This window comes from Micromonospora sp. NPDC049204 (assembly GCF_040647935.1).
Classification (GTDB): Bacteria; Actinomycetota; Actinomycetes; order Mycobacteriales; family Micromonosporaceae; genus Micromonospora.
In genome coordinates this window covers 1-11811 of record NZ_JBEZDC010000032.1, presented here as the reverse complement: position 1 = coordinate 11811, position 11811 = coordinate 1, and the positions used below count along the sequence as shown (strand labels likewise).

The window sequence follows — 11811 nt, the reverse complement described above, 5'->3', positions numbered from 1 at the left end:
GGAACCGTGACAGACTCGATCAGGCCCGCCCGCAATGCTCCACATCGACCCACAGCAGACCTACAGGCATGGCATTAGGCAACCTAAGACGCCGGCCGGCGACAGCCATCCTGGAGCAACAGGCTGACCACTTCGACCTCTACTGGAAGGTCACACCGCACCGCTCCACCGCATCACCACAGGTCAAAGACCTCGTCTCCACCCGGCTCTGTGAGCACATCGGGCGCGAAGACCCCTTCGCCAACCTGCACCCAATCTGCTCCCATCTGCAAGGCCAGGCCCACCAACGGCTCCTTACCGCCTTGACCTGCGCACACCACTCCCCCAACAGACGACATAGAGAAGTGTTGACTGCTGGGCAGAACCGCAGAGCACTCTGCGGGAAACAGGCAGGGGTGGGGGCAGTTGAGCGCCGTTCGATGCCGTTGGACGCAGTTCAAGGCCGTTCAGGGCACCCCTCTGCTCCCAACCTGCTCCCCCTAAACCAGGCTTTCACCGCGCCGCCGACCGCCGACCGATCGAGAGCTGCTGGCCCAGTGCATTGGTTGGCACCAGCGCCGGATCGGGCAGCCGCATCGGTCGATTCGGGAGCACGCTCACGATCCCCGCGCCTTGTCACCGGCAGGATGGCAGGCGGATCGTGGTGCAACGACCACGAGTAAGGTACCCGAGTTGGCTGAGGACGCCGGGGGGACGCCGTGAGTTGGGATGTTCTTATCTTCGACGCCCCGGCCGACGCCAGGTCGGTTGACCAGCTTCCGCAGGACTTCAGTCCGCCGCCATTGGGGACCGGGCCGGATGCCAGGCGGTGGTTACGTGAAAGCCTCCGGGACCTCGACCTGTCGGATCCTGAGTGGGGGCGCATGGACGGCCCGACTTGGCACATCGAGCTCAGCATCGGGTCGCACGACCCCGTTGATTCGATCATGTTGTACGTGCGTGGAGGCGGCGACGACGTTCTGGCCGTTATCGCGCGGATCGTCGCCTCGGTTGGTGGTCGCGCTCTCGACATCTCGACCGGCGAGTTCCTGACCGGCGAGCCCACTCGGACCGCTGGCTGGCACGGCTTCCAGCAGTACCGGGACCAGATTTTGCGCGGCAGCTGACGCCCGCAAGTCTGGCTGGCGATGCGCCCGGTCAGATGCTCATGGTCACGACGGCGGTAACGCTTCGTGGCGCCCGGATCGCGGCTAGATCAGCACACGCGAGGGTGGCTCGTCAGCGCTCGGCAAGAGTGCGACAGTGGTGGAATACTTGCTTCCTCATATTGTCGCCCATGTCGACTGAAGCCGCTTCCTGCCATTTTCGCGCACCGTTGACGTTGTCGCCTACACCTTGCAGCCACCCGCACACGAGCGGTCACAATGAAGACCCACCCGAACCGTCAGGCTCCGCCTCCGACACGGCCTGGTCCCGTTCCGGTGCTTCCTCCGCACGACCGGCGGAACCGTAGACGATCTTCACTTTTAGCGAGGCCTCCCCGGACGCGCCCGCCACGATCACGTCGCCCTTCGCCGACACCTTCACCCCGAACTCCACCTCGACCAGTTCCGGACTACCGACCCGCCGCCCGATCCGCCCCACCGTCCGCGCCGTCGATACCGCGATCTCCTCCACCGTCGACAGCGCCCGCTCGAACGCATCTGCCACATAGTCCGTCGCCCGCCCTGCCGCCGACGTCTGCTGCGAACCCGCCACCGACACAACCTCGAGCAGGACCTCAACATCGCCCACCCGAACTGGAACCGTCTGCGTCACCCGAACCCCCTCGCTTAAACCGAACCGGCATCATGGCAGCCTTCAATAAGTCGGAACAAGTGACCAAAAGAATGCTCCATGAGCCCTTTTCATCCTGCGTAGCGGTTGGCTTCGACGTGGTGCAGGACGAGGATGGCCTGCACGATCGCGGTGGCTCGCCGCGGGCAGCATCGCAGCTTGTCCGGTCTCGGGACCTGCGTGACACGTCGGTATCAGGACCTGCGTGACACTCCGCCGAGTGTTGGTGGAGATGAGCGTGATGGAACAGCGGTATCGAGCCGTCCAGGATGTGCTTGCCGGATCCACGGTCACGGACGTCGCCGAGCGATTCGGGGTCTCCCGCCAGGCGGTGCATCGCTGGCTGGCCTGGTATGAGGACGAGGGCTTGGAGGGGCTGGCCGATCGGTCCAGTCGGCCGCGCTCCTCACCGGGGCAGACGTCGCCGGAGGTGGAGGCTCTGATCTGTGAGCTGCGCCGGAACCATCCCCGTTGGGGCGCCCGTCGCCTCGTCTATGAGCTCGACCGGTGCGGCTGTCCCGGCCCGGTGCCGTCGCGGATCACGGTGCATCGGGTGCTAATTCGACACGGCCTGGTCGACCCGACACCCCGTCGTCGACGGCGGGAGGACTATCGGCGGTGGGAGCGGGGCCGGCCTATGGAGTTGTGGCAGCTGGACATCGTCGGTGGCATCCTGCTGGCTGACGGTGGTGAGGCGAAGGTCGTGACCGGCGTTGACGACCATTCCCGGTTCTGCGTCATCGCTGCCGTGGTCCGGCGGGCCACCGGCCGGGCTGTGTGTCTCGCCTTCGCCGAGGCCCTGCAACGGTTCGGGGTGCCCGAGGAGGTGCTCACGGATAATGGCAAGCAGTTCACCGCCCGGTTCGGCCGCGGTGGCGGCGAGGTGATGTTCGACCGGATCTGCCGGGAGAACGGCATAACCCACCGGCTGACCAAGCCCCGCTCACCCACCACCACTGGCAAGGTCGAGCGGTTCCACCAGACCCTGCGACGCGAACTCCTCGACGACGTCGAAGTCTGGGCCGACCCGCAGGAAGCCCAAGCAGCGATCGAAGTCTTCCGCCGCGAATACAACAACGAACGACCCCACCAGTCCCTCGGGATGGCGTTCCCAGCCGATCGGTTCACCGCCCAGCCCGCCCAGGAGCAAATCCCCCTGCGGCTGCCGCCAACGCTGGCCACCACCATCCCCGCACCCCGAAAGCCGCTGCCTGCACCACCGCCGGCGTCTCCGTCAGCCGCCGGCTCGGCCAACGCCGCAGCAGCACCATCGGCGACTGGCGACGACGTCGGCCTGGCCGTGGAGGTCACCCGCCTCGTTCCCGCCTCGGGCAACCTCACCGTCTGCGGGCAACAGTTCTGGCTCAGCCCCACCCGAGCCGGACTGCCGGTCACCCTCTGGGCTGACACCACCGTCGTTCACCTGCTCATCGACGGCGTCCGACTCAAGACCGTCCCGTCCCGGCTCACCCCCACCCACCTGCGCGAAGTCCTCGCCGCCGATGGCCAACCCGCCGGGCCACCACCGATCACCACCGGAGTCGTCCAAGCCGGCGCTCCGATCGAGGTCGAACGGCTCGTCAACGCCACCGGCCTGATCAGCCTCGCCGGCCGGCAACACCCCGTCGGCTACCACTTCGCCGGCAGGCGGGTCACCGTCCGACTCGACCGCGGCCTCCTGCAGATCACCGCCGACGGCGTCCTGCTGCGCAGCCTGCCCAACCCCCTGACACCGGCCGAGGCCGCCGGCATCCGCGACGCCCGCCCCGCTGGACCACCACCCACCCCGGGTTCCGAACCGGTGCGGGTCGAACGGCGCGTCAGCTGCCGAGGAGCCCTGGTCATTGCCGGTCAACGCATCCATGTTGGCATCGCCCACGCTGGCCGAACGCTCACTGTCGAAGCCGCCGACACCACCTTCCGCGTCCATGACGGCGACCAGCTCCTCGCCGAAGTGCCGCGCACACCGTCAAACCGATCGCCCGCTTCAAGGTCCGTAAGCCGGAGCCCTCACGGCACAAAGCGGGCGGTCAGGTCGAGTCGGAGTACGCGAGGTGACTGCCGCAGTGTCGGCAGCGGAAGAGGTAGGCGGTGACCGGGCCGTCCTTGCTCAGCGCTTGGAGATACCAATCCTTGTCATCGGCCGACCAGCCAGACCCGGCCAACTCCAGCCGCAGGTGTTCCAGTGCGTCCGGAAAGTCAGCCAACTCGTTCGCCCCGACCGAGCCATGGAACTCCGCCGCGTCGCGGCAATGGTGCAGCCACTGCTCCTGCTGCCACCCCAGAAAGCCGGGCGTTCGGCGGAGAACCATCTCGGTCACGTCGTCAGGCACGTCGTCCGGAACCCGCCAGCTCGTGTCGGTGAACTGCGCGTCGAACATCGCTGCCGCCTGGCCGTCCGCGATGCACCACGGGCACAGCGCCCTGGCCAACTCTTCCACCGCATAGACCGGGCCGACATACGCGAACGGCCGCCGCCGCCTGCAACACACGCACACCACTTCAGCGGCCACGATCGAACCCGTCCCCACCGGATCCGGGTGATAAGCGAACTGCGGAAGACGTTCCTCGTCAGCCTGCACCCGCCGATCCTAGGGCGTCACGAGCGGCCACCTGAGCCCCAAACAGCTACCCTGAAACGAAGATCGTCTAGCCGGACGTGTCACCCACGTCCCGAGACTGATCTGTCACGGAGGTCCTGAGACCCGACAGGCAGCATCGCAGCTTGGCCAGGATCTTCCAGGCCTTGAGCGTGGCGGTCGCTCGCTCACCCCGGGCGCGGAGCTTCGCGTGCGCTCGGTTGACTGCCATCTGCCGGCGTGACAGCTTCGGCCGGAAACGGCGTCGTTCGAACGGGGTGCGGAGGCTGCCGCGGGCGCCCTGGTAGCCCTTGTCCGGAAGGTCATCACGTTGGCGCTGGCCAGAGCGTCGATGATGCCGTGGGTGCGGGCGGCGGTCAGGTCATGCGTAGAGCCGGGCAGCGCGGCTGAGGCCCAGACGAGACGCCCGGCCACGTCCACGATGACCTGCACGTTCACGCCGTTACGTTTGTGCTTGCCGGAGTAGTACGGCTTCTGGTCGGCGACCCGGTCGATGGGGATCAGCGTGCCGTCCAGGATCGCGTAGGCCAGGAGCTGGATGCGACGCATGGCGGTGGCGAAGCCCTCGGCAGCAGCGTTGAGCAGGGCGATCGCTTCTTGAACATAGCGCCAGGCGGTCGCGACGTTCATTTCGAAAACCGGCGGCAAGGCGGGTGTAGGTGTCGCCGTTGCGCAAGTGGGCCAGAGTGAGTAGTGCCTGGTGGCCGGGGCTCAGTCGCCTCCACCGGGATTTGCGCTGCTGGCGGTGGCGGCGGATGCGGTCGGCGAGGTGGTTCAGGGTCCGACTGGACAGGTGATCGTGGCAGGGTAGGACAGCATGGCGAAGCTCTCGGTCGGGGCATCGGATTTTGGTCGGTTTGCTGTCCTACTTGGAGCCTCTCCCTCATCGGTCACCGGCCCCCAAGCAACCCGGGCTGACCTGCAAGATTAGGTTGGAAAAGGCTCAATGCTTTGGCACATACGACGCTGCCGACCTTTACCTGCCGGCCCTGCCGCTCGCCGTGGCTCAGCTCTGCTTGCAGTGCAACCCCGGCGTGCAAGCCGTCGACCATGAGCTGACCCGCTGGCGGTGGTCGCCGTGGGTTTGCGCCACCCGGGCGCTGCTCTGCGTCGCCATCACCGCCGGCATCCTGAAGTGGCAGTTCAGCGGGCTTGGCGTTCCCATGCCACCGCTGATCGCGTTGCGTGCACTCATCGGCGCGGCGATGACCTTGGCCTACCTGCACGTGTGTAGTCACCTGAAAGCTCCTCCGATGCGCCGCTGTGCAGCATGTCTCCCGGACGTTAGACACGGGCAACCGAGCACCGAAGGTTGAACCGGAACCGCATGATTTTCGACCCTCACCCGTTCGGGGCCCAAGACCATTCGCCTGGGAATGCCGGTGAGCCTTGCACGCCCCGCCCTGCAGCGGCGCCGTACCCTGCTCAAGCTGCGGATCCTTCCGCCGTCGTCCGCGTCGACGACACCCGGGCACGGGTGAGGCTATTCACCCCTGCGCTTCTGTGACATGTTCGTGCCCATGACGGTTCGCCGCGCCGAGAGCTCTACCGGCCGAGTGCTCGATCTGGAAGGCCGGACGCTCGGCACGTGCTTCCAGGTGGCGCCGGGCATCCTGGTCACCGCCCTGCATGTGGTCGCCGGGTCGCCCGGCTCATCGGTCCAGGTGGAAGGGGTCAACGGCCGGTCGGGCCGGGTCGCGGCGCGCGTTCTACGGGTGGACCCGGGGGCCGACCTCGCGGTGCTCGAACGGGCCGAGCCGCTCCCCGAATCGATCCCCGGCTTCGCGGCCGCCGATTCGACCCCGCGAGGGGCCGAGGTGGTGGTGACCGGCGTCAGCGACGAGCGGGACGGGCCAGGGCCGGGATGGGTTGAGGTGTCCGGCATCTGGCCCGCCGGCGCCACGCGAGACGCTCGCGTTCCGCTGGGCCGGCTCACGTCGGACGCGGTCACGCCACTCATGAGCGGGGCGCCCGTGGTGCGGGTCGCCGACGGGCTCGTGGTTGGCCTGGTCACCTCGCGGTACAACTCCTCGGACGGGTGGCTGAAGGATTCTGTCTGGATCTCCCGGACCGAGTCGATCGAGCAGTTGCTCGACGGTATCGTCCCCGCGACGGAGAGGCGGCAGAACACGGTCGAGGTGACGCTGTCCGTCTCCGATGCGGAGGTTCGCGTCGGGGACGCGACCGCCCGGCACGACGGCCCGGACCGCGTGCTGATGCGGCTGCTCGACGATTTCTGGCGGGCCCGCGTCCGCGGGCGTCCAATGGAGGCCGACGGCCGGCTCGGCCGGATCGGCGAGATCATGGCCCGATGCTTCCTGCCGCCGCCGGTTGCTGCGGCGCTCGCCGAGGCGCTGGACGGGGCCGCGGTGCTCCGCGCGCTATCCGACGCCCGCACGTCCGGGTCGGTGCGCTTGGCGGTGGACGCCTCATCCTTGGCGGAACTGCCCTGGGAGGCGATGACCGATCCGGCGAGCGGCCAGCCGCTCGCGCTGCGGCCGGATGTGACGGTGTTCCGGCACGTTGCCGCGCCCCGCCGGGAGCCTGCCGCGGGACCGCTGCGAATCGTGGTGGCGATCGCCTCGCCCGAGGACGACGAGTCCGGTCGCGTGGACTACGAGGCCGAGCTGCGAGAAATCCTTGCCGCCGTGCGCCCTGCCCGCCGGCTCGGCGCCGCCGTGCGCATCCTGCCGTTCGCGACCGTCCGATCGATCCGCGCCGCGATCGAGGACGATGCGCCACACATCCTGCACCTCGTTTGCGGGGGCGCCGGGTCCGAGGTCGTGCTGGAGGACGGCGACGGCCAGGCCGTCCGGTTGTCGCCGGCCGCGGTGATCCGCGGGACCGCCACGCCTCCGTCGTTCGTCCTGTCCGGTCCAGAGCGGGCGGGTGATCTTCTCTTCCGGGAGCTCGTCGAGGCGGGCGCGCCCTGCGTGATCGCCGTCGACGGGTCGGCGAGCAGTCTCTACGCGACGGAGCTGCACACCCGGGTGTACGCCGGCCTCGCCCAGACCCGGATACCCGATGTCCTGCCGATCGTCGCCGAGGCCCGGCGCGTCGTGCACCAGCAGCTGCGCGACTCCTACAACACGCCCGATCAGGACGTCGCCCGTCGCGAGGAGTGGAGCGTGGTGCGGCTCTTCGCGGCCGCGGCGTCCGTGCCGGCCTACGGTCCCGCCCGGCCCGCTCCGCCCCCGAAGCCGCCGATCGTCCCGCCGGTCGGCCTGCCGCCCAGGCCTGCCGCCCGGTTCGTCGGGCGCCGGCACGAGCTGCGTCTGCTCTCGCGCCTGCTTGACCCCGGATCGCCGGTGCCCGGCGTGCTCCTTCACGGTCTCGGCGGGGTCGGCAAGACGACCCTGGCGTCGGAGCTCGTTCGGCGCGCGATCGAGCGGGAGCCGGGCCGACCGGTCTTGTCTGTCGCCGGGTCCACCTCGGCCGACGGCGTGCTCGCTGCGGTGGCCGCCGCGTTGCGGAAGAACGCGACGGGCCCGGCGGCCGAGGCGTTGCGGGCATGCGAGCAGCCCGAGCTGCCGTGGCTCGACCGGTTTGAGCTCCTCAGCAACTTCATCCTCGGCGACCACCCGGTGCTGATCGTGCTCGACAACTTCGAGGACAACCTCGTAGAGGCCGACGGCTGGCAAGTCGCCGACTCCTCGCTCGCCGGCTTGCTCGCCACTTGGCTCGCCCGGCCGGGCCTCAGTCGGTTCGTCGTGACGTCCCGCTTTCCGTTCGCGCTTGACGGCCGGCAGCGCCTGCGTGAGCACCGGGTCGGGCCGCTTTCGCTGGCCGAGACGCTCACCCTAATCTGGTCGCTACCGCACCTCGACCGGCTCGGCGAGCCCGACATCGAGCGGGTCTGGCGCATGGTCGGCGGCCACCCGCGGACTCTGGAGTATCTCGACGCGCTGCTTGCCGGCGGGGTTGGTCAATTCGACGACATCACCGCGCGCCTCGCCCGAATCGTCGACCGCCTCGGCGCGCCCCGGGACGAGTGGATGGGCGCCGACCGTGACGTTGATGCCGCCCTCGCCGACTCGCTCGCGGTGATGGCCGAGGACGTTCTCATCGACGAGCACCTCGCCCGTCTCGCCGCGATCCCCGGCGCGATCCGTCTACTCGTCGGGGCCGGGGTGTACCGGGAGCCCGTCGACCGTGCGGCCTTGCTGTTCCAGGTCGGCGGGGATGACGAGGGCGCCGGCGACGAGTCCGAGCGCCGGGCCCTCGCCGAAGAGACCGGGGCGATCCTGGGCGAGCGGGATATCGGCACCGTCCTCGCGGACGAGCAGCTGCCGCGGCCCGAGCGCGACCGGCTTCTGGAGCTACTCGAGCGGTATCGCCGGCCCCCACGCCCGCCGATCACCACCGACTTCGACATCGAATCCATGCTGAAGGTGCTGCTCGACACGAACCTGGTGCACGTCGAACCCGATTCGCGGGACGTGTTCGTGCACCGGTGGACGGCGGCGGAGATCGAGCGGCGTCTCCCCACACACGAGCTCGCGGACGTCCACCGCCGGGCGGCCCGCTACTGGCTCTGGCGGGTCGCCACGTGGCCGCAGGACAAACAGGCCGACGTCCACGATCTTCTGGAGGCGCGGCACCATCTCACGCAGGCGGGCGATTTCGAGGGGGCCGGCCGTGCAACAGAGGCAATCTGTGCCCGGCTGGACGACTGGGGAGCTTGGGATCGCGAGCGCGATCTGATCCAGGACACCCTCCGGACGCTGCCCGAGGATTCCCCGCGCCGGATGGCGTGGATCCACCAACTGGGCCTGCTCGCCCATCGCCGCGGCGACTACGCCCAGGCCGAGCGCCACTACCGGGAAGCCCTCGCCCTGGCCGAACGGCTGGGCGAAGATCGCTACGGCGCGATCGCCCTTCATCAGCTCGGCATCCTGTCCCAGAGTCGTGGCGACTACGCCGAGGCAGCCCACAGTTACCGGCTCGCCGCGGACCGGAACCTGGAGCTCGGCAATCATTCCGACCTCAGCCGCACCTATCACCAGCTAGGCATACTGGCGCAGTTGCAAGGGGACTACACCGAGGCCGAACGGTGGTACCAGCGGTCCCTCACGACAAAGGAGAAGACGGGTGATCTCGCCGGCCTGGCCCGTAGCCACCACCAGCTCGGTTTGTTGGCCCAGGAGCGAGGCGATTACGGGGAGGCGCTCCGGCGCTTCCACCAGGCGCTGAGCTTCTCGGAAAGCATCGGCGATCAGGCCGCCACGGCCACAACCTACCACCAGCTTGGAACCGTCGCCCAGGTCACAGGGGACTACGATGCCGCGGAGCAGCGCTACCGCCAGGCCCTGGCGATAGGCGATCGGCTCGGCGATGAGGTCGCGCTGGCCCGCGGCTATCACGAGCTCGGCGTGCTGTTCCAACTGCGTGGACGGCTCGACGAGGCCGAGCGCTCGTATCGGCAGAGCCTGGTGATCAGCGAGCGCCTCGGTGACCGATCCGGCATGGCTGCCACGCTCGGCCAACTCGGATCGCTTTCCAGGACGGCCCACCGATTCGACGAAGCGGAGAACTACTACCAGCAGTCCTTGACGATCAGCGAGGAACTCGGCGATCGGTCTGCCGTTGGGCGTCTCCTCAACCAGCTGGGAACCGTGGCCCATATGCGCGGCGACTACCCGGGGGCCGAGACGCTCTACCGGCGGGCCCTGACTGTCGGCGAGGAACTGGGCGACCGGGCATCCATCGCCAGCGCTAACCATCAGTTGGGAGTCCTCGCATGGGACGACGGTCAGGGCGTCCGGGCGGCCGTACCGCCGTTTCTCTCCGCGCTGGTCACCGGCCTCCAGATCGAATCGCCGCAGGCGGTGGCCGGGTCGGCGCGGGAGCTCTCGCGGATCCGCGCGGAGGTCGGCGACGCGGCGTTCCGGGAGGCCGTAGCGGCGGTGCTCGACGACGAGTCGCTCGACAACCTTAACGGGGTGCTCGACTCGCTGAGCGAGGACGACTCATGACCGCGAGACGCCGATGACCGACTTCGAGTGCCCGCCCTTCGTCGGGGCGCTCCTGATCGACGGAGCGCTCATCGGTACGGCCTTCATCTGCGTCTCCCCGCACATCGTGGTGACCTGCGCCCATTCGTTGCAGGACGAGATGCATGAGCTGGTCTGGCGCAGCGCTGACGGCAACGCGGTCGTCCTGGAGAACTGGAAGGTCCTGGTCTGTGATACGGATCTCGACATCGCCGTCATTACCTCCGCCGTGCCGGTCCTAGGGCACGCGCACGTCGCCGACCGGCCGCGGCACGTCGCCCAGCGCGGTGTGAAGGTCTTCTTCAACGCCGTGAGCGAGTACGTCGAGGCCGACGGGGTCGAGTTTCCGTTCAGCTCAGGGGACGGCGAGGTCGTAGGCGAGCACCGGCGCAACGGCTTGGTGCGGGCCAAGCTCAAGAGCAGCGACGTCACCCCCGGCTGCTCCGGCGCGCCGGTGCTGCACTTCGGCGAGCTGGGGCTGACGGTCGTCGGCATGATCTCGGGGCGGTACAACTCCGCCGACGGCTGGAACAAGGACACGGCCTGGATGGTGCTCGCCGACCACCTTCACTCCGCCGTCGCCGAGGCCGAACACAAGCTGATGGTGACTGGCGTCTTCCTGGACCTGATCAACGGAGTCGACGGCCTGGTGGGCGCCGAGGAGATCCGGGCGCGCATGCACCGGATGGCCACCGATCCGCAGGTGCGCGGCCGGGCCAGCCGGTTCGTCGATCTTCCCTTCCAGAACAACGCGACATCCGACGACTTCATCTCGGGTCTTCAGTCGTGGGGACCGAAGCCTGAGGCCTCGATGTTCATGGAGATCCTGCCGGAGGCACCGGATGAGCCGGCTGGGTAGAAAACATTGACACGTTCGCCATTTCACCAAGGTCCGATGCGACCTTGAAGAAGAAATCGCCGAAGAGGTCTCCACCCCGAAGCGTCTGGTCAGGTCGTTGCCCGTGGGATCGGAGCCTCAAATGACGGAACAACGGCCGCCCCCAGAAAGCCCCCCACAACGCTTCACATCGACCTACAGCACACCTCCAGGTGTGACGTTAGGCAACCCGAGACACCGGCCGGCGCCCGCCATCCCAACAGCAGGACGCCTGACCCACTTCGACCTCTACTGGGAGGTCACACCGCACCGCTCCACCGGATTAGCTCACCGAAGAGTTGCGGACTTCCGCGCAGCGGTCGCAGTTGTCGGCACCGACAGTCGGTCCTAGTGGCCCGCACGGCGGGCGCAGGATCCGCCGACCGAAGCGGGGGTTACGGTGGATAATTAACAATCCGACGATGAGGCTGCAAATGATCAATGTCCAGGAGTTCGCGCGACGGCTGAGCACTCTCGGAGCTGATGCGTTCACCAGCGACGACGTCGTGGACCTGGCGACCGCGGCCGATGTTCGCATCAGCGCAGACGTCGAGATCGACGCCAC

Annotated in this window: 7 protein-coding genes and 2 pseudogenes; 5 read left to right on the top strand and 4 right to left on the bottom strand. The window is 68.3% G+C overall.

What is annotated here, in order from left to right:
- The first annotated feature begins 698 nt into the window (after positions 1-698).
- Complete coding sequence (locus tag AB0A90_RS34200; RefSeq protein WP_357256040.1) at positions 699-1106, top strand: hypothetical protein; 408 nt, start codon at positions 699-701, stop codon at positions 1104-1106.
- A gap of 253 nt (positions 1107-1359) precedes the next feature.
- Here the strand turns inward: AB0A90_RS34200 and AB0A90_RS34195 are convergent, their stop codons facing one another.
- A complete protein-coding gene (locus AB0A90_RS34195) occupies positions 1360-1758 on the bottom strand; it encodes a CU044_2847 family protein (RefSeq protein ID WP_357256038.1) in 399 nt (132 codons plus the stop codon).
- A gap of 89 nt (positions 1759-1847) precedes the next feature.
- Positions 1848-1937, bottom strand: a pseudogene (locus tag AB0A90_RS34190) (IS5/IS1182 family transposase); the annotation flags it as partial.
- Positions 1938-1981: 44 nt separating this feature from the next.
- On the opposite strand from AB0A90_RS34190, the gene AB0A90_RS34185 reads away from it, so the two are divergent.
- Positions 1982-3871: an IS481 family transposase gene (locus AB0A90_RS34185; protein WP_357256036.1), complete on the top strand. Its 1890-nt coding sequence runs from the start codon at positions 1982-1984 to the stop codon at positions 3869-3871.
- Here the strand turns inward: AB0A90_RS34185 and AB0A90_RS34180 are convergent.
- Positions 3807-4358 (bottom strand): CbrC family protein, encoded by a 552-nt coding sequence (locus tag AB0A90_RS34180; protein ID WP_357256034.1) that lies wholly within the window; start codon positions 4356-4358, stop codon positions 3807-3809. The two genes, AB0A90_RS34185 and AB0A90_RS34180, sit on opposite strands and share 65 nt — an antisense overlap.
- 130 nt (positions 4359-4488) lie before the next feature.
- Positions 4489-5195 (bottom strand): annotated as a pseudogene (locus AB0A90_RS34175) (transposase family protein); the annotation flags it as partial.
- Between the two features lie 113 nt (positions 5196-5308).
- Between AB0A90_RS34175 and AB0A90_RS34170 the strand changes: the two are divergent.
- The 3 genes from AB0A90_RS34170 to AB0A90_RS34160 all read left to right on the top strand — a co-directional run bounded on the left by AB0A90_RS34170 (position 5309) and on the right by AB0A90_RS34160 (position 11228).
- On the top strand, positions 5309-5692 hold the full coding sequence (locus tag AB0A90_RS34170) for a hypothetical protein (protein WP_357256033.1): 384 nt from the start codon (positions 5309-5311) through the stop codon (positions 5690-5692).
- A 192-nt stretch (positions 5693-5884) separates the two neighbouring features.
- Entirely contained in the window at positions 5885-10351 is a 4467-nt protein-coding gene (locus AB0A90_RS34165; RefSeq protein WP_357256031.1) for a tetratricopeptide repeat protein, read from the top strand.
- A gap of 13 nt (positions 10352-10364) precedes the next feature.
- Complete coding sequence (locus AB0A90_RS34160) at positions 10365-11228, top strand: hypothetical protein (RefSeq protein ID WP_357256029.1); 864 nt, start codon at positions 10365-10367, stop codon at positions 11226-11228.
- Positions 11229-11811 lie beyond the last annotated feature (583 nt).

Bases quoted from the DNA above. Each gene is read 5' to 3' on its own strand.
- AB0A90_RS34165 (WP_357256031.1), top strand. From the start codon at position 5,885: ATGTTCGTGCCCATGACGGTTCGCCGCGCCGAGAGCTCTACCGGCCGA.
- AB0A90_RS34160 (WP_357256029.1), top strand. From the start codon at position 10,365: ATGACCGACTTCGAGTGCCCGCCCTTCGTCGGGGCGCTCCTGATCGAC.